The following is a 22,393-nucleotide window of genomic DNA, read 5'->3' on the forward strand; positions in this document are numbered from 1 at the left end:
GAATGAGAATGCAAGAAGCGCTTCGTTTCCAGCCCGCAGGTGCCGAACCGGTCGACCACGCCGACATCGTCGTGAAGGCGCGGCATTTGCGGCGCGCGGCGGAAGGTACGGCCCGCGGGTTGTCGCTGAGCATCCGCGGCTTGCGCAAGGCGTTCGGCGACAATGAGGTGCTGCGTGGCATCGACCTGCACATCCCGGCCGGCCAGTTCGTCGCGATCGTCGGCCGCAGCGGCTGCGGCAAGAGCACGCTGCTGCGCCTGGTCGCCGGCCTCGACGCGCCGACCGCAGGAAGCATCGCCTTCGGAGAACAACCCCGGGCGCAGGACGTCCGCGTCATGTTCCAGGAGCCGCGCCTGCTGCCCTGGGCGCGGGTGCTGTCCAATGTCGAGGTCGGTCTGGGGCGCGAGCGCTCGTCTGCGGATGCGCAGGCGCGCGCCGAGCGCGCGCTGGTCGAGGTCGGCCTCGGCGACAAGCGCGACCAGTGGCCCTCGGTGCTGTCAGGCGGCCAGAAGCAGCGTGCGGCCCTGGCGCGGGCGCTGGTCTCCCAGCCGCGCGTGCTGGCGTTCGACGAGCCGCTCGGTGCGCTCGATGCGTTGACCCGCATTTCGATGCAGCAATTGCTGGAGCGCGTCTGGCGCGACCAGGGCTTCACCGCGATCCTGGTGACGCACGATGTCGCCGAGGCGGTCGCGCTCGCCGATCGCGTGCTGGTCATCGAGGACGGCCGGATCGCCGAGGATGTCACGATCGACCTGCCGCGGCCGCGCCGGCGCGGTTCGGCCGAGCTCGCCACGCTGGAAGGCGAGATACTAAAGCACCTGCTCGAGGGCAGCGAAGACACATCCGATCTGTGAGGTCGCCATGAATTCCATCGTCCGCAATGTTTCGATCGAGCCCGCGGTGGCGGCCGATGAATTCCGTGGCGCGATGCGCCATCTCACCGGCGGCGTCAGCGTCATCACCGCCGGCCGAGGCAAGGAAATTTCGGGCATGACGGTGACCTCGGTGTCGTCGCTGTCGGTCGAGCCGCCGTCGCTGATCGTCAGCATCAACCGCGCTGCCTCGTCATGGCCGCTGATCGCGCGTCATGGCGTGTTCGGCGTCAACATCCTGACTGCGGATCAGCTCGACATCGCCGAGCGCTTCACCGGCAAGGGCGGCTTGAAGGGCGTCGACCGGTTCACGGGCGCCGAATGGACCACGCGCGCCTCGGGCGTGCGGTTGCTGGTGGGAGCGCTGGCGGCGATCGACTGTGAGGTCGAGGAGGTCATCGAGCGGCATTCGCACGCGATCGTCATCGGTCGCGTGCTCGATGTGATTGCATCGGAGCGCACCGCCGCGCTGGCGTATTGGCACCGCGAATACGTCGCGATCGACCGCGACGAAGACGCCGCCAGGTTGGCCGAGATCAGCCTGCCGTCACGTCACGTCCATGCCCGGGGCGCGCGCTAGCGCACGTTGCTGGTCCGGATCGGCCTTTAGAAGACTGCGCTCCGCGACGCCGGGCTGTCGATGATTACGGTGCTGCCGCGGACGCCAGCCCATACGGCCTGGATGGTCTGAGCTGTATTGCCCAGCGGAATGCCGACGACGAGCGTGGTCGGGATACGGCCGAAGCTCGACGGGGTCTCGTTATAGGTAAAGCTCGCGACCACCGGCGAGACCTTGCCATTGACGGTGACGCCGAACATGCCGCCCGGAATATCGTTCCCCGTGGCGTAGGGATTCGGAACGTTGAGGGTGATGATCGCGGTGGTGCCGCGCCCTCGGGGATCGTCAGGCTGAGGCCTTGCATTGCCGTAAAGGAAGAGGAGTTGGTGGACAGGGTGCCGCTGGTCTGCGCGCAAAGAGCCGTATCACTCTTCAGTTGTCTAAACATAAAAGTGCAATAAAAGATTGCATAAGCCAGTCGACCGCAAACTCAAGGGATGAACGGCAAGGGGACGGCAAGGGGGCTGGCGCGGCATGTTGGCCGTGGCGCTTTGCCGGCAAGCGCACTAAAAGCCGCGGATGTTTCGGAGACATGACGGTTCGATGAAGCGCGTGGGAGCCTGGCTGTTCTATCTCGTCGGCGCAATCGCCGTCGCTTATCTCGCGCTCTATGCGTATGTGACTTTCACCGGCCGCGACATCACACCGGGCGATCCGATCCGGATATTTCGCAAGCCCGATGCGCCCAACTATTCCTGAGGCTCGGCAAGCGGCGGGACTTTCTCCACCGCTCTCCCTTTCTTAGCCGGCGCTTGCCATGCGTTGATAGTCGGGCGCGCCATTGCCGGCCGGGGTGATCGGGATGCCGCCGTCGGCATATTCGTTCAGCTTGTTGCGCAGCGTGCGGATCGAGATGCCGAGGATGTTGGCGGCATGGGTGCGGTTGCCGAGGCAGTGCTTCAGTGTTTCCAGGATCAAATCGCGTTCGACGTCAGCGACGGTGCGGCCGACGAGCGCGCGGGTGACCTGCTCGGCGGCCAGCGTGGCATGCGCGACCGCGGGTGCGGTCTTGGCGAGGTCGAGACGGTCGCCGTCGGGGGTCAGGATCGCGTCCGCACCGATCTCGTCGCCCTGCGCCATCAGGACCGAGCGATGAATGGTGTTCTCGAGCTCGCGGACATTGCCCTGCCAGCGGTTCGCGGTCAGGACGCGGCGGGCCTCGGTCGAGATCGGGCGCACCGCGAGGCCATTAGCCTCGGCATATTTCTTGGCGAAATGCTGCGCCAGCTCGAGGATGTCGGCTGGACGATCGCGCAGCGGCGGGATCTTCAGGTTGACGACGTTGAGGCGGAACAGCAGGTCCTCGCGGAAGCTGCCTTCGCGCACCGCCTCCGACAGATTGCGGTTCGAGGTCGCGATGATGCGGATGTCGACCGGGACCGGCTTGGTGCCGCCGACGCGGTCGATCACGCGCTCCTGGATCGCGCGCAGCAGCTTGGACTGCAGGCGGACATCCATCTCGGAGATTTCGTCGAGCAGCAGCGTGCCGCCGGTCGCTTCCTCGAACTTGCCGATGCGCCGCGCCACCGCGCCGGTGAAGGCGCCTTTCTCATGGCCGAACAGTTCGGATTCAAGCAGGTGCTCGGGGATCGCCGCGCAGTTGATCGAGATGAACGGCCGCTTGGCGCGAGCCGACCGGGAGTGGACATAGCGCGCCAGCACCTCCTTGCCGGTGCCGGATTCGCCGGTGATCATCACGGAGGCATCTGAGCCCGCGATCTGCTGCGCGAGCTTGATCACCCGGCCCATCGCCTCGTCGCGATAGATCAGATCGCGCGCGTCGTTGGCGACCGCGGCGAGCACTGCTGCGATCAGTTCGGGGTCGGGCGGCAGCGGGATGTATTCCTTGGCGCCGGCATGGATCGCGGCGACCGCGGCGCGGGCATCGTTGGAGATGCCGCAGGCGACGATCGGCACGTGGATATGTTCGGCCTCGAGCCGCATCACGAGGTCGCGGATGTCGAGGCCGACATCGACCAGCAGGAGGTCGGCGCCCTTGCCGCTGCGCAGCACATTCATCGCCTGCTCGGCGGCCTCGGCGTGAGTCACCGAGGCGCCGTTGTCCATCGCGATCTTGGTCGCGGTCGTGAGCTGGCCCTTCAGGGTGCCAACGATGAGAAGCCGCATGATGATCTCCTGTTCGTCTGGTCGCGCAGTTCCGCGCGCTACCGTTGCGTTCGTTTAAGAGCGTTCTGCCTTGATGATTTCGGTCATGGTCACGCCGAGCTTGTCTTCCACCAGCACCACTTCACCGCGCGCCACCAGGCGGTTGTTGACGTAGATGTCGATCGCCTCGCCGACGCGGCGGTCGAGCTCGAGCACGGTGCCCGGTCCGAGCTTCAAGAGGTCGCCGACGTCCATCTTGGAGCGGCCGAGCACCGCCGAGACCTGCACCGGCACGTCGAACACGGCCTCGAGATCGGCGGCGATGCGCGCGGCATTTTCGTCCTCGTTGTAGCCGATGTCGTCGATCCCGGGCGCGTCGGCGGCGTTGAGATCGGGAAGCGGGACGTGGGTGTCGGTGTCGCTCATGGTTCAGCCCTCAATCCTTCAGCCGGCCTGGCCGCGGGACGCCAGATAGCGCCCGACGAGTTCGTTGATCTTGCCTTCGATCGCGGCGCGTTCCAGCACCACGCCGCCGTCGGCCCATTCGATCCGGCAGTCGCCGGTCGCGATCGTGGGCTCGGCCAGGATCACCAGCCGGCCCTGGAAGCCGGAATGCGTCGCCATCCGCTCGATATTGTCATGCGCCGCCTCGTAGAGCGCGTCATTGATGCGGACCACGAGATGCGGCGTCGCCACCAGGTGCGAGAAGCAGTCGGAGACCAGCGCGGTGATCTCGCCGAGCGGCTCGCGTGCAATCAGTTCGGAGCAGAGCTTGCGGGCGACCGCGACCGCGACATCCACCGCCTCGGTCTCCATCCGCGTCTCGATGCCGGCGAAGCGGGCGGCGATGCCCTTGATCGCGGTGCCGATCTCTTCCAGCGCCTGGGCCGCGCGGCGGTCGCTCTCGACCTTGGCCTCGCGCAGCGCGGCCTCGTAGCCAGCGCGATAGGCCCGCGCCTCGGCGTCGGCGACCTTCTGCGCGACCTCGGCCGGGGTCGGGGCGCGCTCGCGCGAACGGTCCGGCGCCGAGAAGTCCGTGTCGAACAGGAATTTTGCGGGTGCGGCCATCAGTACACCAGCTCGTCGTCGGCGCGGTTCTTGGTCAGGGTGATCTCGCCGCGCGCGGCGAGATCCTTGGCGAGGTTGACCAGCAGCGCCTGGGCCTCGTCGACGTCGCGCAGCCGCACCGGGCCCATCGCGGCCATGTCGTCCATCAGCATCTTGCCGGCGCGGGAGGACATGTTGCCGAGGAAGAAGCTGCGTACCTCCTCGTTGGCGCTCTTCAGTGCGACGCCGAGCTTGTCCTTGTCGATGTTGCGCATCAGCGTCTGGGCCGAGGCGGAATCGAGCTTGATCAGGTCGTCGAAGGTGAACATCAGCGCCTTGATGCGCTCGGCGGATTCGCGGTTTTCCTCTTCCAGCGAGGTGATGAAGCGGGTCTCGGTCTGGCGGTCGAAATTGTTGAAGATCTCGGCCATCACCTCATGGGCGTCGCGGCGGCGGGTCTGCGACAGGTTCGACATGAACTCGGTGCGCAGCGTCTGCTCGACGCGCTCGATGACTTCCTTTTGCACCGCCTCCATCCGCAGCATGCGGCCGACCACGTCGAGCGCGATGTCCTCGGGCAGGATCGCCAGCACCCGCGCGGCGTGCTCCGGCTTCAATTTCGACAGCACCACGGCGATGGTCTGCGGGTACTCGTTCTTGAGGTAGTTGGCGAGCACCTCTTCCTGCACGTTGGAGAGCTTCTCCCACATGTTGCGCCCGGCGGGGCCGCGGATCTCGTCCATGATTCCGGTGACGCGCTCGGCCGGCAGATATTGCTGCAGCAGCCGTTCGGTGGCGTCGAAATTGCCCATCAGCGCGCCGGAGGCTGACATCCGCGACACGAATTCCAGCATCAAATCCTCGACCACGTCGGCCTCGACGGTGCCGAGCGTCGACATGTGGACCGACAGCTCGCGGACCTCCTCGTCGTCGAGCATCGACCAGATCTTGCCGCCATACTGCTCGCCGAGCGCGAGCATCAGGATCGCGGCGCGCTTGGGACCGGGCAGCGGCTTGCCCTTGGCGCGGCCGCTCTGCCGGCTCGCCAGCGTCGAGAGGACGGTGGCGATGTCGTTGGCGTTGGTGGTCTGGGGTACTGCGGCCATGTCAGTTCTCTACCGGCTCGCTCAGCCATTGACGGACGATGGAGACGGTTTCGTTCGGATTGCGTTCGGCGAGTTCGCCGACCCGGTGCACGGCCTGGGCATGGACCTGACCCTGGATCTGGGCGACGTCGATCAATTGCGCCGCGCCGCTGCCGCTCGGGATCAGCGCCTGACCGGTCGCACCGGCGCTCTCGGCATGGGCTTCGGCCAGCGCGGGCACGCTCGCACCGCCGCCCAGCGCCGGGATCACGTCGGCGGCCACGATGCGCTTGACCAGCGGGCGCACCACCATGAACAGCACGACGAGGCCGAGCATCATCATGACGCCGAGCTCGATGACATACATCACGTCATCCTTGGTGAATTGCAGCATGCCGAGCAGGCCGGTCGGCTCGGCGATCGGCTGCGCGGTCGGTGGCTCGGCAAAGCGGAGGTTGACGACCTCGACCTGGTCGCCGCGCTTCTGGTCGAATCCGATCGCGGAGCGGACCAGGGCGGCGATGCGGTCGAGCTGCTCCTTGGTGCGGTCCTGATAGACCATCTCGCCTTTTTCGTTCTTGGAGTAGGCGCCGTCGACCAGCACCGCGACCGAGATGCGGTTGACGCGGCCGGCCTCGGTCACCTCGGTCTTGGTGGTGCGGGAAATCTCGTAATTGTTGGTTTCCTCGCTCTTCTTGCTCTGGTCGCGGGCGCGCGCGGCGTTGTCCTGGTTCTGGTTGCCCGGCAGCTCGTTGGCGACGGTGACCTGACCGGAATTGTCGGCGGTGAGGCTCGATTCCTCGCGGGTCTGGGTCGAGCGCAGCACGCGGCCCTCGGGGTCGAACTTGTCCGAGGTCTGGGTGATCTTGTTGTAGTCGAAGTCGGCGGAGAGCTGGACGCGGGCGCGCCCGGCGCCGACCACCGAGGAGACGATGTCCTCGACCTGCTTGCGCATCCGCTTCTCGAAGGCGGCGCGGCGCTCGTCGCCGACCGCGGCATCGGCATCGGATTGGGCGCCGTCGGCGAGCAGCTGGCCGGCCTCGTCGACGATCGAGACCCGCTGCGGCTTCAGTCCGTTGACGGCGGAGGCGACGACATGGCGGATCGCGCGGATCTGCTGCGGCTCCAGCGCGCCGCGCACCCTGAGCACGATCGAGGCCGATGGTTCCGGCGTCTCGCGCGAGAACAGCGGCTTTTCCGGCAGCACGAGGTGGACGCGCGCGGCCTGGACGCGGTCGATGGCGCGGATGGTGCGGGCGAGCTCGCCCTCCAGCGCGCGCAGATGATTGATGTTCTGGACGAAACTGGTGGTGCCGAGCGCGTCCGACTTGTCGAAGATCTCGTAGCCGACGCCGCCGCCCTTGGGCATGCCGCCCTCGGCGAGTTTCATCCGGAGCCGCGTCACCTTGTCTTTCGGCACCATGATCGCGGCGCCGTCACTGCGCAGCTCGAACGGGATCGCCTGGCGCTCCAGCTCCTTGATAATGGCCGAGGAATCCTCGGTCGACAGGTCGGTGAACAGGGTGGTCATCTGCGGCGTGGTGACGCGCATGATGACGAATGCGAAGAAACCGATCAGGGCTGCGGTGACCGCAACCATGGCCGCGAGGCGGGCCGCACCTAGACCTCTCAGGAAAGCAACCAGACTTTGCACCAACGGCCCCCAGGGATTCGGCCCACGCGGGTCCGACTGGGCAAATATTGCCTAGGGTATGGTTTCCATATGGTTAACGAAGGTTAAGAACCGCGGCAAAAACGCGGACATGAAAAAAACCGGCTTCGCAAGGCGAGGCCGGTTTTCGTCAAATACCACTCTTTAGGAGAAACTTACTGCCGGTACTGCTGGATACGTGTAGTGCGCAGTCCGGCCAGACCATGCTGGTCGATCGAGAACTGCCAGGAAAGGAATTCATCGACGGTCAACGTGTAGCGGCTGCAGGCCTCCTCAAGGGAGAGCAGGCCGCCGCGGACCGCAGCGACGACTTCGGCCTTGCGGCGGATGACCCACCGTTTGGTACCGGGGGCCGGCAAATCAGCAATCGTTAACGGGCTGCCGTCAGGCCCGATGACGTATTTCACCCTCGGGCGATGGGGTTCTGTCATGGCGTACTCACAAACTCTCAACCACTGAACTCGCGATTGGTAACCTACGCCCACCGGTTTAAAATTTGCCTAAGCCCAAGGCTTCAATACGATTCTCGTTGGAACGGCCGGGAACAGGGCGGCGGATTGGCTGTTGGACGCTGCGCTCGGCGCCGGTTTTCTCGGGTTCGTCGGGCTCCTGAACAAGCGGCACCCCTCTCCCTAACCCTCCCCCACAAGGGGGGGAGGGAACCCGGCCGCCAATGCGTCCCTCACATTTCTTACGCGCAATTCTTGCGCGCAATGCGTGTACGCAACGTGAGGAGAGCACGTCGGTCAGGCTCCCTCCCCCCTTGTGGGGGAGGGTTGAGGAGAGGGGTAAGCCCCGGGCGAGATGATTGATCTTGGCTTGCTCGCGCAGTCACGGCTGCCGTCGCGCAAAAGAACGATCGTCGTGCTTTCCACCTGTTCAACTATCCTTGATCTCCACGGCGCCGTCGCGCGTAACCAGGCGCCTTTGCATGCGTAGGAGAGATTGTCCGCTCACCGCCGGTGGGCGCGGTTTTCCAATCCTTCCATCCGAGCCCTGGTCATGATGATGAACAGACGCACTTTCTCGACCGCCTTGCTTGCGGGAGCTGCAGCTTCGCTGGTGTCCTCGCGCGGCATCGCCGCAACGCAGCCGCCGGTGAAGGCGCGCAACGTCGTCTTGGTGCACGGGCTGTTCGCCGACGGCTCGTGCTGGTCCGAGGTCATTCCGCGCCTGCAGGCCGCGGGGCTCAATGTGACGTCCGTGCAAAATCCGCTCACCACGCTGCCGGAAGCGGTCGCCGCGGCGCAGCGCGTGCTCGATCGTCAGGATGGCCCGACCGTTCTGGTCGGCCATTCCTTCTCCGGCATGATCGTCACCGAAGCCGGCGTGCATCCGAATGTTTCGGCGCTGGTCTATGTCGCCGCGCGCGCACCCGATGCGGATGAGGACTATATCGCGCTTGCCAAAACCTATCCGACGCCGCCCGCGAGCGCCGGCATCGTGTTCGATGGCGACGAGGGCCGGCTGAATGAAGCAGCGTTCCTGCGCGATTTCGCCGGTGACATCCCGGAAGCGAAAGCAAAAGTGCTCTATGCCGTGCAGCAGCCGTTCCACAAGCAACTGCTCTCAGGCAAGACCAGCCATGCGGCCTGGCGCAGCAAGCCGAGCTACTACGCCGTCTCGACCGAGGACCGCACCATCAATCCGGATCTCGAACGCTTCATGGCCAAGCGGATGGGCGCCACCACGATCGAGGTGAAGGCCAGCCATCTCGCGCTGATCTCGCAGCCTGAGCCGATTGCGCGGCTGATCATCGAGGCCACGGGCCGGTCGGAGTGAGGGTCGGCGGCAAGTGTGCTTCGGCAGCGAACTCCGTTTCCGCCTCGCCCCGCGTGCGGGGGAAGGTCGGAATGGTTGCGTCGCGAATGCGTGTGCGCCCGAACGTGGCAAACAGCCGATGTCCGGCACGATTCAAATTTCATCAAGGGCAGTACGTCGACGGAGCGGTGACCGCTCTCAGCTGTGCATCAAGAACGGTCCCGCGTGCGCGATCCTCAACTTTCCGATTTGTAACGTCGGCGGGCATTTTCCGATCAACTGCGCCCACCGCAGGCTTTCGCTTGGTGCTGAGCGCATTCAGGAGCGCCGCGACGGCGGTCATCATCAAGACGCCGCCGAGACTGAGTGCGATCTGCATCGAAAGCCGGTTCGCGACGTCGAACAGATCAAACTGGCAGATCAGCGTCAGGAGCACGCCGAGACAATAGATCGGCAGCGAATTCTCCCCACAACGCCTCGCGCCGCGCAGCATAGGTGTCGACAGCCCTCGCCAACCCTGCGGAACGAGCCATGACGCCACGATCGCGAGAGCCAGGAAATGCAGCAGCCGCAACGGGCTCAGATTCGATTTGTCCAGTGGAAATAGCAAATCCGTCAAAGCCTGCGGCACCAGCGGCTTGATGTGCTGGCCGAGTGCAAGGACCAGGCTCAACGCCAGAAGGAGAACGGAAACAACCAGCGCGGAGCGCGACGTCACCCATCCCCGGATTTTCTTCCCCTCGACCACATACCAAGCGCCCAGCACGACCAGCAACTGCCAGGCCAGCGGATTGAAGAACCACACGCCGCCGGGCCAGGCAGGAACCCGCCAGCCGAAGACGTGCACCAGCGCATAGAGCAACAGCGAGAGGCCAAGCGTCACGTTTGGTGCGCGCAACAGCAGCCACAACAGCGGCGCGAACAGGACGTGACAGATCACAAAGACCGGCAAGACATCGGCATTGACGGGGCGGTATTGCAGAATCGCGGCATGTGCAAGCGTCGCTCCCGGACGCTCGAACAGAACCCGCGTGTTGCTCTCGTCGGCAAGACGATCGCTGCCCGCGATGTAGACGAGGACGGCGCAAGCGAGTGTAAGCAGGAGCAGGGCGGCATAAATGTCCCATCCGCGCCGCAACGAGCGGCCGATCATGCCTCTCCAGCCGTCGCGCTGACGCGTTCTTCCGTAGGCCAGCGCGCAAGTCATGCCCGAGATGAACATGAATATTTCGGCGGCATCGCAAAAGCCGTAGCTGCGCAGCGTCAGCCAGCTTCCGACGTTGTTTGGAATGTGGTCGAGAAAGATCCACCATAGCGCGATGCCGCGGCAAACGTCGATGCGCGGGTCGCGGTCGGTCGATCTGAATTCCGGCGGAGTTTCGCCGATCATTCGCTTCGAGGTGTGGGTTCGGTCATGCATCGGTCGATCTGTCCGGCGTGCGCGTACGGCCTCATCGGGCGTCGGCCCGTGAGACGCCCGGATGCTCCGAGGCGCGCGTGCCGGACTAGCCTCCGGCCAAGCCACAGGATTGTACGCGCGGCTACCCGAGGGTTGGCGGCGCCTTCGCCGGCCAGCCGCAATCAAGGGGCCCGGAACGATCGCCGTCTTCCGGCGGCGGCTGCGGGACTTCGCCGACGGGCGGTATGAAAAGCTGCTTTCGCATTTCGGCGAGGCGGGCACGACAGTACTCGTGATAAAGCATGTCGAATATGATGGACATGATCGAACGCCTTCTTGATCACTGAGGTTGACTTCCCACGTGACAGATTTCGACCATTTCAACCGGCGGCCAAAAAACCAACAGTGCCGCAGGCATTTTATGTCCGACAAATTCTGCTCAGCGATTTGGCTAGAGCAGCGAAATAAAATCGGTATCGGCAATCTTTCAAAACAACCTGCCCGCGGCTCCGTAAACCGGATCAAGTGCGAACAGGGGCATCAAGTTGATCTGCGCTTGCGTGCCGCCAGGGATGTCCAATGAATCCGTTGGCGGCAATTACAGATTGAGCCATCACGACCGTCTCCTCCTAAGGGAGAAATAAAGGCCGCGACTCTCGCGATCAGTATAAACATAATATTCTGACCGACAGGTGAACCAGTTCACACATGCATCGATCACAGGCAATCAGACTAGCAGATCGATAGCATGGCTTCTTGGACTTGCGCGCACGGACCCTGAGAAGGCCGGTGCGTGAATTGCAAAATGCAGACATTGAAAATGCAGATATTGAAAATGGTGTGCCGCAGCATTTCATCCTGATGCTCTGTGAAGGCTGGAGGTCCCCATGCCTACGGACGCAGCCGATTTTGCATCGTATCGTTTTTCGACGCGCGACCTTCCGGAGCGTATTCGCATCCCACTATGGCGCGAGCACTTTGGGCGATGCGTCGTGCACGCCGATATCGAGCCGCTGTCGAACATTCCAATCCAGGCCGATGCGTCGCTGCAGGCGGTTCAGGGTTTGCGTATGCTCGCGCTAAAGGGTACTTCGATGCGCTTTGAGCGTTCGCAGGCGAACCTCGCCGATGGCGATGATTCCGTCGGCGTCATCTTCTGCTCTCCTGGCAGAAGTCAGCTATCGCAACGCGGCCGGGAAGTTGAGCTTCGCGCCGGCGATGCGATCGCAATTCTGCATTCCGAGCCCGTCAGCGTCACCTATGTTGATGGATTGCAATTCGGTCTCGCGGTGCCGCGCGCGGAGCTTGAGCAGCGCGTATCGGATGTCGAAAGCCTGGTCATGCAGCCGATCGGGCGCCGAAAAGAAGCATTCCGACTATTCGCGGCATACCTGAAGTCGGTGCTCAAGGCGAGAGCACTGACCGCCCCAAAACTTCGTCATACGGTCGTGACCCACATCCACGATCTCGTCGCACTCGCGATCGACGAGTGTCCTGCCTTGGGCGAGAGCAGCGCGAGCGCCGTGATGGCTGCGCGGCACAATGCAGCCCTCGACTACATCGCGATGCACTTTCAGAAGCCTGGGCTCAGCGTGCGAACGGTCGCCCGTTGCCAGGGCATCTCGCCGCGCTATCTACAGCGCCTGATGGCGTCGTCGGGAACGTCGTTCACCGAGCGCCTGAATGAATTGCGTCTCCAGCGGGCGCTCGAATTGCTAACCGGGTCTCACGCCGGCCGTCAGCGGATTTCCGATATCGCGCTGGAGGTTGGCTTCTCGGATGTTTCGCATTTCAATCGCTTGTTCCGAATTCGTTTCGGCGATTCTCCCCGCGGCGTTCGGCTTGCCCGAAAGGCGGCCAGTTGAGTCGTGCAAACGTGATCGGCGCGTGTGCATTGCCCATCAAAGGATCTCTTGAAGAGATTGTAAGGCCATGGGCGGCCGGTTCTTCACCGGGGGCTCGGTGTCGGCCGCCAGGACAGGTCGTCGGACCAAAGGTAGATCGCGATCGCTGCCAGGCACAGGCGATGCCGATCCAGAAAACCGGCGAGTGATGGATGGGTCGTCGATCGCTCGGAGTTGGCTTCATTCGATCAACTCATTGCGTGCGGAATATCGAGGCCGGCGATATCTGGAACCGGGAGTGTCGCTCAGGCAGGCCGCTCCTTGCAAGACATCCTCTACGAACGATCCCTCGCAAGGGCCCACGCACGCCGCTGGCGCGCTTGCATCGGTTGCAAAGCAGAGTGAGCTAGCTCACGGCGTGTGTGTGCGTAACCCATCATTGTCGGGGCGTCGCATCGGAGCGGCGAATGGAAAACGAAGGACCCTGACATCATGGCCAATATCGACCACAAGCAAGGCACCTATACGATTGCTGCCAATTCGAGCCAGCCGTTCACGTTCTGGTGGGGCAAGGATTCGAAAGCGCCAAACGAGTTTTTCGACGTGTCGATCGCGCCGCATTTCGAGAAGAACCGGACCTCGATGGAGCCCCTGCACGAAACGGACCGGGCCGTGTACTGGGATCACCGCGGCGGTGTCGGCGTCGTGCTGATCCTGACCCTGCAGAACAGCAACAATTTTCCGGTGACGTTCGAGGCCAATCACGTTCGCATCTATTGATGCGGCGAGGACATGGAGCAGGCCGCGCCGGTTGCGCGGTCGGCACAGGCCAGACCTGTCAGCCATGGCCGGTGTTCGGGGCTCGTGAGCGCGGCGAGACAGCCTCGCGCCCTATCAGTCCACTCCGGCGGCGTTCCTACTCGCCGGCAGTTGGCGGCAGCCGTTCCCGAAGCACTGCGATCTCGAGCATGACCGTGATGGCGATGGTTCTGAGGCGCGCATTCTCGGTCATTGTCTCGGCAAGCTGCGGGTGCGGCGCCACGGCATGGCTTGGAGTGGTCTGGGAGCGATCTGGCGGTGTCGGGGGTGTCGGGGTCACGGGCTAGCTCTTGCCGGCGGTCAAAGGCGCGCAGCCTGGGCAACTGCGGAGTTTCAGGGCGGAATCGGCATTCAAATGTGGAACATGAAGATAACGTCCGCTTGCTTACAGGAAGCTGACGCGTAGCAATTTATTGCTGATTATGTCTGTCGATGTCGCTTGGGAAGCATGGGGCCCTGGCACTGATTTGCCCGACGGCGCAAGCCCCCGTCGCAAGCCCAGTCTCGCCGGCGAGATCACCAAGTAGGCCGTAACCCATCGCGCAGGGAAAGCCGGAGTGTTTCCGGCTACACCTGTGGTGGTCCTACCCCCGAGCTCTCTACCATTGCTCGGGCCCATAGGTGCGATCGGCACCGGCTTTCCCTGCGCCCTCTGCCAACGGAGAGGGCGGAACGAGCAGCAAAGCTCGGACAATCATGTCGCGAGAACGCGGAAGTATGATTCGATGGCCACGCAACAAACTCAGTGTCGTCCCTGCGAAAGCAGGGACCCATAACCACCAAAGTTCTTTGTTGTGCGTTGCTGCATGACGGGTCCCGTCAACAACACCCGCCGCAGAGTATGGGTCCCTGCTTTCGCAGGGACGACAGGTGTGTATGCGGTTACTCGTGACGCGCAAAAGCGCTCGCGCAATTCCCGCGAAGCTGAGCGCTGGATTGGCGGGATGCAGCGAGGCCTTGACTTAGCTGCTGCTCGTCGCGCCGCGCACCACGCGCTTGATCTTGTCGGTGGTGTAGGTCTGGCCGCCGATCGAGAGCAGCGGCGGCGAGGCGGTCAGGTCGACGGAGTCGACGACGCCCTGAACCTCGGTCGAGATGGCGAGGTCGTTGCCCTTGGAATCCTTGCCGGTGGCGGTCAGCGTGTAGGTGCCAGCCGGCCATTGCGTGCCGTCATTGCCTTTGCCGTCCCAGACGAAGCTGGCGTTGCCCTGCTTCAGGTTGAAATTGCCGGAATAGGCGGTCTGGCCGGACGCGCTCGTGATCGTGATGGTGGCGCTGGTGGCTTGCGGGGACACCAGATTCCAGGTCGCGGATTTGTTGAACTGGGTCTTGCTGCCGTCGACCGCGACCGTGTTGCCGACATAGACCAGCGCCTGGGTCGACTGCGCGCTCTTCTCGATCGCGATCAGCTGCTTCAGCTGATCGTTGGATTTCAGCTGCTGCTCGACGCCCGCGAACTGCACGAGCTGCTGGGTGAACTGGTTGGTGTCGAGCGGGTCGAGCGGGTTCTGGTGCTGCAACTGCGTGGTCAGCAGTGTCAGGAAGGTCTGGAAATTGTCGGCGATGCCCTGCGACGAGGTCGTCAGGCCGCCGCCGGTGCTGCTGCTTCCGGAGCTCGTTCCGTTGCTGGTGCCCGGTGCTGAGACGACGGGCGTCGGCATGGTTGCATCGACTGCCATGGTGAACTCCTTACACTCTGATATCGACGCCGCCGAGGGCGCCGGTTGCACGGCCGTAGGAGCGGCCTGCCACCGCGGCGGGAGCACTGTCTTCTTCGGCAACGATCAAACGATGAGCGTTCGGATTGGACTGGCCATTGTTGTTCTGGCCCGACTGCGACTGGTCGCGCAGGCTGAACTGCAATCCGCCATTGCCGGTCGACAGGCCGGCATTATCGAGCGCGCGCTGCAGCTGGTTGGCGTCCTGGCGCAGCATCGACAGCGTTTCCGGGCGTTCGACGGTGAGATGCGAGGTCACCTGGCCGTTGCGATCGACATCGATGCGGACATCGATGCGGCCGAGCTCGGCGGGGTCGAGCCGGATCTCGAAGCGGCTCTTGCCGCTCTTGGCGGAGGCGACGATCTGCATCGCAAGTCCGCTGAGCGGCACGGCGGCGGCTTGCGCGGCGTTGGTCACGGTCAATTGCGCGGTCGCAGACGGCGTCGTCTGGCTGGTCGGCAGTTGCGCCTGGAGTGCATTCGCCGCCTGCGCGCTGGGATCGGGCGTCGTGAGCTGGGCTTGCGCCGCCGCGTGGCCGCCGGCCGTCGGCGTCGGCGCGGCGTTGCCGTCGCCGCTTGCATCGGCCTTGATGGCATCGGCTGCGCCGTCTGCGGTGGCCTTCGCCTTGCCGGATACGGCCGCCGGCTGCGTGGCTGCGGGAATGATGGTGGTCGGAGTGGCCTGTGCGGTGGCGTTGCTGCCCTGGGCCGCGCCGTCCTGGCCGGTTGGCGTTGTCGCGGTCGCGTCGTTTGCAGCCACCTGTGCCTTGGCTTGCGTCGTCGCCTTCGTGGCCGGCGTTCCGGCGGCGACGGTGGCGGCGAGTGTCGCATCGCCGGTCGCCGTCGCTGCGCCCGAAACCGTCGCCGCATCTGTCGTGATGATCTGTCCCTCGGTCTTGACGCCGGCCGCCTTGGCGACCTTGTCGGCATTCGCCGCGGTGGTCGCCGCCGTTGCAGTGTCGGCGCCGGCAGGCGCACCGCTGCCGGCCGCCGCACCGGTGCCGGCGATGGCGGAGCTTGCGGCGATGGCCGCAGCCGCGATCGCAAGCGGTGCCGCCGGCTGGCCGGATGGCGCGGTCGCCGTCGCCGTCGGGTCGGTCGCCGCTGCAGCGGCAACGGGAACGGCAACCACGGCGTTGGCCGCTGCCGCATTGGCTGGGTCCGGCTGCGGCACGGCTTGCGTCGTGGCCTTGTCGCCGGTGGATTGCGCGTCGGTGCTCGACTTCGAGTCGTCGGATTTCGATTTCGACTTGGTCTTGCGCGGCGCGTCGCTATCGACCTTGTTGTCATCGCGCGAGCTGCCGGAATCCCGCGACGTCCGGTCGGGGGCCGTGCTGGTGTCGCGGGAGCGTGCATCGCTCGTCGTGGTCGAATCGTCGGGCCGGCGCGCGGGCGCCGGTTGGGCGTCGTATCTGTTGTTGTCGCTCGTGGACGCAGAATTGCTGTCGACCAGCGCGGCAAAGCCGTCGTTCCCCGCCTGCGAAGCGGGATCGGGCCGCGCCGATCGTGTCGTCGGGCCCTGAAAAGACCGGCTTGCCAATGCTTCCGACGTGACGCTGACCACTGCCAACCCTCGCAAATGAGACTTCCGGCCTTTTGTCAGCAAGGAGCGGGCCAATCATCGGTCGTGACAAATATCCAGCCATTTCAATTGGTTAGGAGTCGCGCGCGCGGCCTGGAACCGGTTCCTGGCAGGTCCCGTTTTTGCCCGGCGGCAAGATTTGCCGTCCGCGCACGGCAAGGCACAGATTCCGCCGGATTGCCTCGCCGGAATACGGCCTATATTAAAGGTGGCCTCCGACGCGTCCCGAACCGACCGAACCGGTCTTGGACGCGTTCTAAGGCTCTCTGGACAAAGGCTTTTTCCAATTTCGTCGCGGAGCGCATAAGCTCGCCGCGACAGTGACCAATGACCGCTTAGAGATGCTCAACAGTCTGGATCTTGAAGGCCGCCCTGAAGACACACGGATCGTCGTTGCCATGTCCGGCGGCGTCGACTCGTCGGTGACGGCTGCGCTGTTGAAGTCGCAGGGCTATGACGTGGTCGGGATCACGCTGCAGCTCTACGACCATGGTGCTGCGACCCATCGCAAGGGCGCCTGCTGCGCCGGCCGCGACATCCACGACGCGCGCAATGTCGCAGAGCGGATCGGCATCCCGCATTACGTGCTGGATTACGAAAGCCGCTTCAAGCAATCGGTGATCGACAATTTCGCCGACAGCTACGCGCTCGGCGAGACGCCGGTGCCGTGCATCGAGTGCAACCGTTCGGTCAAGTTCCGCGATCTGCTCTCGACCGCGCGCGAGCTCGGCGCGCAGGCGCTGGCCACCGGACATTATGTCGCCTCGCGTCGGCTTGCCGACGGATCGCGCTCGCTGACTTGCGCGGCGGATGCCGATCGCGACCAGAGCTATTTCCTGTTCGCGACCACGCGCGAGCAGCTCGACTTCCTGCGCTTCCCGCTCGGCGACATGACCAAGCCACAGACCCGCGAGCTGGCGCGGCGCTTCGATCTCGAGGTCGCCGACAAGCAGGACAGCCAGGACATCTGCTTCGTGCCGACCGGCCGCTACACCGACATCATCGGACGGCTGAAGCCGAATGCGATCGCGCCGGGCGACATCGTCGATCTCGCCGGCAACGTCATCGGCCAGCACCAGGGCATCGTTCATTTCACCGTCGGCCAGCGCAAGGGCCTCGGCATCGCCTCGGGCCACCCGCTCTATGTGGTGAAGCTCGATGCGGCGACCCGCCGGGTCGTGGTCGGTCCCCGCGAGGCGCTGCGGATGGATCGCATCGCGCTACGCGACGTCAACTGGATCGGCGACGGCGCGCTGGACCGCGTGATCGGCGAGGGCATCGAGATCTATGTCCGCGTGCGTTCGACGCGCGCGCCGCAGCCGGCATGGCTGCGCGCCGCCGATGGCGGCTATGAGGTCGAGCTCGTCGCCGGTGAGGAGGGCGTGTCGCCCGGCCAGGCCTGCGTGTTCTACGACGCGGCCTCCGGGCAGGCGCGGGTGCTCGGCGGCGGCTTCATCAGGAGTGCGAGCGCAAGCCGCGTCGTGCGGGCCGCGACGCAGGATACGATGGCGCCGGTTGCGGAAGCGGTTCGCGGCTAGACAGAAGAAGCATCGGGGCAGGGGAATGGCTGGGGACATCGACCGCGAGGGGGTCGAAAAGGCGTATGGCCGCTGGGCACCGATCTACGATCTGGTGTTCGGCAAGGTGTTCGATCAGGGCCGTCAGTCGACGATCGCGGAAGCCGACCGGATCGGTGGGCGCGTGCTTGATGTCGGCGTCGGCACCGGGCTGTCGCTGTCGGAATATGCGCGCACCACAAAACTGTGCGGCGTCGATATTTCCGAGCCGATGCTGCGGCGGGCGCTCAAGCGCGTGCGCACGCAGGGTCTCAGCAATGTCGAGACGCTAGCGGTGATGGACGCCAAGAACCTCGCATTTCCGGATTCGTTCTTCGACGCGGTGGTCGCGCAATACGTCATCACTGCCGTGCCGGATCCCGAGGCGACGCTCGATGATTTCATTCGCGTGCTGAAGCCGGGTGGCGAGCTGATCCTGGTCAATCACATCGGCGCCGAGAGCGGCCCGCGCCGCATCTTCGAGCTCGCCTTCGCGCCGCTGGCGCGGCGGCTCGGCTGGCGTCCGGAATTTCCATGGGAGCGGCTGACCGATTGGGCCGCGAAGCATGGCGGCGTCAGCCTTGCGGAACGCCGGCCGATGCCGCCGATGGGGCATTTCTCGCTGATCCGCTTCCGCAAATCGTGAGACTGCGGCGATCTTGACCGGGAACATCGGCCCGCCGTCACGGTTTTCCCGTCATGAGGATCAATCGAACACTCGCTTTGTCCTGTGCCCTGATCATGGCGCCCGTCGTTGCCGCGGCGCAGGCGCCGCCGACATCAGCCACACCGCCGGCACAGACTGCGCCGCCGGCGCCGTCGCGGGCCGCCGCGAATTGCGCGCCGCAGCAGCCCTCGCATCCGGGTGTTGCGCTTCCGGAGGGAACCACCACCGGGCAGGCTTTGGGCGACAAGCTCGCCAAATCCGACGGCGTGCTGTGTCCGCCGGCCGGTATCGACCCCGAAATACGTGCACCGACCCCGCAGGGCGGCAACACACCGGTGATTCCTCCGCCCGGCAGCTCCGGTGGCGACCCCTCGGTCAGGTCAAAATAGCCTCTATCTGCAATAGTTTGCGGTCCCGTCCGGGTTTGCTTGACAGGCGCGCGTGTCACTCTTTATATGCCGCGCGTTCGCACCCGCGGCTTGCATGCCGCCGATTGCGAGCCCATGGCGGGGTAGCTCAGCTGGTTAGAGCACGGGAATCATAATCCTGGGGTCGGGGGTTCGAGTCCCTCTCCCGCTACCATAAAGCCGTTCACGACCAATGGGATAGTGAGCCAGCGCGGGGCGTAATGTCGGCGCGCAGTTGGCGCCGTAGCAAATCGATAGCGGCCAGGATCTTCGCGTTTAGCAACCTAATCTTTGAGGCCGACCTCGAAGTCTGAATCCTTCAACAGGCAATCTCTTGAAGGGCTGATCGCTCATTCTCTAGTTCTTTTTGCTTGGGTTTTCCCCGCCGCCCTTGGTGTCCGGAAATATTCAAACCGCAGCTGACGTGCGCTGTCGTACGCGAGCGCCCTCGGATGTTCGCATTGACGTTGATCGTTGCACAATCAGGTCTTGTCCTGTCGAGTTGTTCGAATATGAGGGCCACGTGAGATATAATGGAGGAGAGAAAGTTGGCGGACAACAGTCACACGTGAGTCTATCCGCTCCGAAAGCCGCGGAACCGAGCACGATGCCATTCGCCCAGCGGCTCACCTGCACGGTTGACGATGCATGCGAAGTGACCGGCTTGGGACGCACGAAGCTTTACGAGTTGATAGGAGCTGGGCGTATCGTCACGACAACAATCGGACGTCGGTGACTAGTCGTGGTGCGCTCACTTCTGGCGCTCCTTGACACCAACATGGTCGAACCAATGGTCGTGCGACTGAAGGGGTGAAGTTAGTGCCACCAGAGTCAACTGATGAAGAGTTGCGCCTCAATGCGGCTGTGCTAGTACGCCCACTCTCGAATCGAGGAGCTAAAAGTGGCGAAGAAGAAGGCAAAGAAGACGGCTACGAAGAAGAAACCTGTGCGTCGCGAATACACGAAGGCTGACGTGAAGGAGCTGCGCGCTCATTCGAAAGCGAAGACTCCGGTTGCAAAAATTGCGAAGCTCACAAAGCGCTCCGAAGGCTCACTCCGCCAAAAGGCGCTCAAGCTTGGAATCCGGCTCGGTCACCAGCGCTAGAAGGCGGCATCATGACGCTCTTCAATAGAGTGTTCTCGACCAGAACGTTGTTGCAAATCATCTGCGTTCTTGTCGCTGTTGTCGCAATGAAGTTGTTGGGTGCTCACTTCAGCTGGGCAGCCGCAGTTGGCGGTTAACTAGAAGAACGCCCTGGAAGGCTGAGCAGAAAAGAACCACCTAGTGGCGAGCTATCACGCGGCGTTCAAGCGTACGAAGTAATGGCGTCTTCAGTGCCGCAGGGCGAAGGAGACTGGTCAAAAATCCAGCGCGGGCGATTTCCCGATATGAGGGGCAGGACTTGAACCAGCAACCAGGCCGTTATGAGCGGCGGGATAATGGCCGCCGCCGTTGATTTTCTTGCGTTTTTGTAGAATTCGACCACATTCGCCGCGCTTCGTGCGGGTTGTTTCTGGTGCGAAACTGGTGCGGCTCGTCTGCAATCGAAATTTGGACTTAGGGTATAGCGTTCTGTTGGTGATAACGTGAGATCGCAAGTCAGTCCCGGCGACCGACGGCAAGCGAATTCCGTGCACCATCGCTGTCGGCTGATCGCCGCGGCCTGTCAAGGTCAGCGTCCCGGTTCGCGCGCTATCGGTAGCGAGCAAAAGAGGTTCATGGGAAAGCAAGCCAGGCGAAACAGATCGTGAGTTTCTTCGAGCGTCTAAAGACAGAAGCATCCGCTGAGTGGCGGGCCTACACCGAGCATCCCTTCACGAACGGATTGGCGGACGGCTCGCTCGCCGAAGCGGCGTTTCGTCACTACCTCGCGCAGGACTACCTGTTCCTCATCGAGTTTGCGCGCGCCTACGCGCTCGCGGTCTACAAGTCGCCCAAGCTTGCAGACATGCGTGAAGCAGCGGCCGGCCTCTCGGCCATCCTTGATGTTGAGATGAACCTTCATGTGAAGCTCTGCGCCGGTTGGGGTATATCTCCGAGCGACCTTGAACAAACCCCTCCGGCGGTCGAGATGCTGGCCTACACACGCTACGTGCTCGACGCTGGAATGCGCGGCGATCTGCTGGCACTCAAGGTGGCGCTTGCCCCCTGCGTGATCGGGTACGCGGAGATCGCCACGCGGCTCGCCTCGCGACCCGATGCGGACGCTGCGACGAACCCCTATCGCGTTTGGATCGCCGAGTACGCCGGCGCGCCATACCAGGAGGTCGCGGCGAAAGCGCGAGCGCACTTGGAGCATCTCGCCGATTTCTACGCCACACCGGCCCGCGAGGCAGAGCTGATTGCGATCTTCAAGGAAGCCACCCGACTCGAGGCAGATTTCTGGGAGATGGGCTGGCGCGCGGGTCAGCGTGTCGAATAGCCGTTCGGCAATCGTCAGGCTCATAACCTGAAGGTCATAGGTTCAAATCCTATCCGGGATTTGAACCTATTCGAGCACCATTTTGTGTGGCGAGGAATCGCGCGCGAACGGCGGCTCTTGACGGGCTATCAGGAGGCCAGCTCGGGAGTTATTAGGCTGCCCGCCAATAAGAAAACAAGGATTCCAAAATATTGGGTTTAGCGATGTAGCGCTCCCCCTCTACCACCTTCCCCCGACGCCTTATCACTGGGGGATTGGCGGTAGCGCCCTCCCGCCCACCAATCCTGCGATTTCGACGTGGCCTGCCGTGCAGGCTGGTCGTGCCGATACGTTGTTGCACAAGTACCGCGCCTATCGCGCGGACTTCATCGGCATGCCAAAGATCTTGCCACTCATGAGGAGAGCGATTTCGGTGGCGGGCAGCGGCTTCTGACATTCGGATAACGGATTGAGCCAGAAATTAGAGTCAGGCAACATTTCGAACAGATTGCGCGCAGCGGCGCCAAGGCACACCTCAGGCTCCTTGATGTAGTCGTAGATGCGCTTCTTTGAGGTGAAGGCAGGGTGCCATCTTATGTTCTGGAAATCGACCGTTGCGACGTTGATCTCCTCCTGAAACTTGAGCGAGCGACGGCGTCCAGGTTTCATCGGCGCTTCCGGCGTTAGAATGTAAATCTCCGTCTCGAGCAACGCGCGATAGAATGCGGGAACGATGCTGGCGTCCCTTGCGGCGGCCTGCATCAGGGCCTCGAGACTGTTTTCCGGTTCGAACATGGCGATACTCCCATTGGACCCGGCGAGGGGCTGGACCTCAGT

The 22,393-nt window shown here is 63.7% G+C and carries 26 protein-coding genes and 1 tRNA gene; 13 read left to right on the plus strand and 14 right to left on the minus strand.

Annotation, left to right across the window (positions count from 1 at the left end; translation table 11 throughout):
* Positions 1-8 precede the first annotated feature (8 nt).
* Entirely contained in the window at positions 9-854 is an 846-nt protein-coding gene (locus Q0030_RS27860) for an ATP-binding cassette domain-containing protein (protein WP_298374683.1), read from the plus strand.
* A gap of 7 nt (positions 855-861) precedes the next feature.
* On the plus strand, positions 862-1,452 hold the full coding sequence (locus Q0030_RS27865) for a flavin reductase family protein (protein WP_298374354.1): 591 nt from the start codon (positions 862-864) through the stop codon (positions 1,450-1,452).
* A 26-nt stretch (positions 1,453-1,478) separates the two neighbouring features.
* On the opposite strand, the gene Q0030_RS27870 is transcribed toward Q0030_RS27865, so the two are convergent.
* The gene (locus Q0030_RS27870; protein ID WP_298374356.1) at positions 1,479-1,847 is read right to left on the minus strand and encodes a hypothetical protein; all 369 of its coding nucleotides are present in this window, start codon (positions 1,845-1,847) and stop codon (positions 1,479-1,481) included.
* 187 nt (positions 1,848-2,034) lie between these two features.
* On the opposite strand from Q0030_RS27870, the gene Q0030_RS27875 reads away from it, so the two are divergent.
* Positions 2,035-2,190 carry a hypothetical protein gene (locus Q0030_RS27875; protein WP_171947754.1) on the plus strand — a complete coding sequence of 52 codons (156 nt, stop codon included), beginning with the start codon at positions 2,035-2,037 and terminating at the stop codon, positions 2,188-2,190.
* Positions 2,191-2,232: 42 nt separating this feature from the next.
* On the opposite strand, the gene Q0030_RS27880 is transcribed toward Q0030_RS27875, so the two are convergent.
* From Q0030_RS27880 to Q0030_RS27905, 6 genes are all read right to left on the minus strand, one after another.
* Complete coding sequence (locus Q0030_RS27880) at positions 2,233-3,618, minus strand: sigma-54 dependent transcriptional regulator (RefSeq protein ID WP_298374359.1); 1,386 nt, start codon at positions 3,616-3,618, stop codon at positions 2,233-2,235.
* A gap of 54 nt (positions 3,619-3,672) precedes the next feature.
* Positions 3,673-4,023, minus strand: a complete 351-nt coding sequence (gene fliN / locus Q0030_RS27885; protein WP_021076999.1) for a flagellar motor switch protein FliN — start codon at positions 4,021-4,023, stop codon at positions 3,673-3,675.
* An 18-nt stretch (positions 4,024-4,041) separates the two neighbouring features.
* A complete protein-coding gene (locus Q0030_RS27890) occupies positions 4,042-4,665 on the minus strand; it encodes a FliH/SctL family protein (protein WP_298374362.1) in 624 nt (207 codons plus the stop codon).
* A complete protein-coding gene (gene fliG / locus Q0030_RS27895; protein WP_223969659.1) occupies positions 4,665-5,750 on the minus strand; it encodes a flagellar motor switch protein FliG in 1,086 nt (361 codons plus the stop codon). The genes Q0030_RS27890 and fliG overlap by 1 nt, the downstream gene beginning before the upstream one ends.
* 1 nt (position 5,751) lies before the next feature.
* The gene (gene fliF, locus Q0030_RS27900; RefSeq protein WP_298374367.1) at positions 5,752-7,383 is read right to left on the minus strand and encodes a flagellar basal-body MS-ring/collar protein FliF; all 1,632 of its coding nucleotides are present in this window, start codon (positions 7,381-7,383) and stop codon (positions 5,752-5,754) included.
* Between the two features lie 173 nt (positions 7,384-7,556).
* A complete protein-coding gene (locus tag Q0030_RS27905) occupies positions 7,557-7,832 on the minus strand; it encodes a DUF1153 domain-containing protein (protein WP_002714638.1) in 276 nt (91 codons plus the stop codon).
* 571 nt (positions 7,833-8,403) lie between these two features.
* Between Q0030_RS27905 and Q0030_RS27910 the strand changes: the two genes are divergently transcribed.
* Positions 8,404-9,183, plus strand: a complete 780-nt coding sequence (locus tag Q0030_RS27910; RefSeq protein ID WP_298374370.1) for an alpha/beta hydrolase — start codon at positions 8,404-8,406, stop codon at positions 9,181-9,183.
* 142 nt (positions 9,184-9,325) lie between these two features.
* Here the strand turns inward: Q0030_RS27910 and Q0030_RS27915 are convergent, their stop codons facing one another.
* A complete protein-coding gene (locus Q0030_RS27915; protein ID WP_298374373.1) occupies positions 9,326-10,552 on the minus strand; it encodes an OpgC domain-containing protein in 1,227 nt (408 codons plus the stop codon).
* Positions 10,553-10,703: 151 nt separating this feature from the next.
* Positions 10,704-10,883 carry a hypothetical protein gene (locus Q0030_RS27920; RefSeq protein WP_298374376.1) on the minus strand — a complete coding sequence of 60 codons (180 nt, stop codon included), beginning with the start codon at positions 10,881-10,883 and terminating at the stop codon, positions 10,704-10,706.
* Between the two features lie 39 nt (positions 10,884-10,922).
* On the opposite strand from Q0030_RS27920, the gene Q0030_RS27925 reads away from it, so the two are divergent.
* The 3 genes from Q0030_RS27925 (at position 10,923) to Q0030_RS27935 (ending at position 13,185) form a co-directional block, all read left to right on the plus strand.
* Positions 10,923-11,144, plus strand: coding sequence for a hypothetical protein (locus Q0030_RS27925; protein WP_298374378.1), 222 nt, complete (start codon positions 10,923-10,925; stop codon positions 11,142-11,144).
* 304 nt (positions 11,145-11,448) lie between these two features.
* Entirely contained in the window at positions 11,449-12,426 is a 978-nt protein-coding gene (locus Q0030_RS27930) for an AraC family transcriptional regulator (protein WP_298374382.1), read from the plus strand.
* 471 nt (positions 12,427-12,897) lie between these two features.
* Entirely contained in the window at positions 12,898-13,185 is a 288-nt protein-coding gene (locus tag Q0030_RS27935; RefSeq protein WP_298374385.1) for a hypothetical protein, read from the plus strand.
* A gap of 136 nt (positions 13,186-13,321) precedes the next feature.
* Here the strand turns inward: Q0030_RS27935 and Q0030_RS27940 are convergent, their stop codons facing one another.
* From Q0030_RS27940 to Q0030_RS27950, 3 genes are all read right to left on the minus strand, one after another.
* Entirely contained in the window at positions 13,322-13,504 is a 183-nt protein-coding gene (locus tag Q0030_RS27940; RefSeq protein WP_298374388.1) for a hypothetical protein, read from the minus strand.
* A gap of 682 nt (positions 13,505-14,186) precedes the next feature.
* Positions 14,187-14,903: a flagellar hook capping FlgD N-terminal domain-containing protein gene (locus Q0030_RS27945; RefSeq protein ID WP_298374391.1), complete on the minus strand. Its 717-nt coding sequence runs from the start codon at positions 14,901-14,903 to the stop codon at positions 14,187-14,189.
* A gap of 10 nt (positions 14,904-14,913) precedes the next feature.
* A complete protein-coding gene (locus tag Q0030_RS27950; RefSeq protein WP_298374393.1) occupies positions 14,914-16,506 on the minus strand; it encodes a flagellar hook-length control protein FliK in 1,593 nt (530 codons plus the stop codon).
* Between the two features lie 359 nt (positions 16,507-16,865).
* On the opposite strand from Q0030_RS27950, the gene mnmA reads away from it, so the two are divergent.
* From mnmA to Q0030_RS27975, 5 genes are all read left to right on the plus strand, one after another.
* Complete coding sequence (mnmA, locus tag Q0030_RS27955; protein ID WP_298374395.1) at positions 16,866-18,062, plus strand: tRNA 2-thiouridine(34) synthase MnmA; 1,197 nt, start codon at positions 16,866-16,868, stop codon at positions 18,060-18,062.
* Between the two features lie 25 nt (positions 18,063-18,087).
* Positions 18,088-18,726 carry a methyltransferase domain-containing protein gene (locus Q0030_RS27960; RefSeq protein ID WP_298374398.1) on the plus strand — a complete coding sequence of 213 codons (639 nt, stop codon included), beginning with the start codon at positions 18,088-18,090 and terminating at the stop codon, positions 18,724-18,726.
* A gap of 53 nt (positions 18,727-18,779) precedes the next feature.
* Positions 18,780-19,136, plus strand: coding sequence for a hypothetical protein (locus Q0030_RS27965; RefSeq protein WP_298374400.1), 357 nt, complete (start codon positions 18,780-18,782; stop codon positions 19,134-19,136).
* A gap of 116 nt (positions 19,137-19,252) precedes the next feature.
* Positions 19,253-19,329 (plus strand) — tRNA-Met (locus Q0030_RS27970).
* 726 nt (positions 19,330-20,055) lie between these two features.
* On the plus strand, positions 20,056-20,259 hold the full coding sequence (locus Q0030_RS27975; protein WP_298374403.1) for a hypothetical protein: 204 nt from the start codon (positions 20,056-20,058) through the stop codon (positions 20,257-20,259).
* Positions 20,260-20,513: 254 nt separating this feature from the next.
* Here the strand turns inward: Q0030_RS27975 and Q0030_RS27980 are convergent, their stop codons facing one another.
* Positions 20,514-20,825 carry a hypothetical protein gene (locus Q0030_RS27980; protein ID WP_298374406.1) on the minus strand — a complete coding sequence of 104 codons (312 nt, stop codon included), beginning with the start codon at positions 20,823-20,825 and terminating at the stop codon, positions 20,514-20,516.
* Between the two features lie 77 nt (positions 20,826-20,902).
* Here Q0030_RS27980 and tenA point away from each other — a divergent pair, with 77 nt between their 5' ends.
* Positions 20,903-21,577, plus strand: coding sequence for a thiaminase II (gene tenA, locus Q0030_RS27985; RefSeq protein WP_298374409.1), 675 nt, complete (start codon positions 20,903-20,905; stop codon positions 21,575-21,577).
* Positions 21,578-21,928: 351 nt separating this feature from the next.
* On the opposite strand, the gene Q0030_RS27990 is transcribed toward tenA, so the two are convergent.
* A complete protein-coding gene (locus Q0030_RS27990) occupies positions 21,929-22,351 on the minus strand; it encodes an SseB family protein (protein WP_298374411.1) in 423 nt (140 codons plus the stop codon).
* Positions 22,352-22,393: the final 42 nt, after the last annotated feature.

This window comes from uncultured Bradyrhizobium sp., assembly GCF_947648125.1.
In the GTDB taxonomy this organism is placed as follows: Bacteria; Pseudomonadota; Alphaproteobacteria; order Rhizobiales; family Xanthobacteraceae; genus Bradyrhizobium.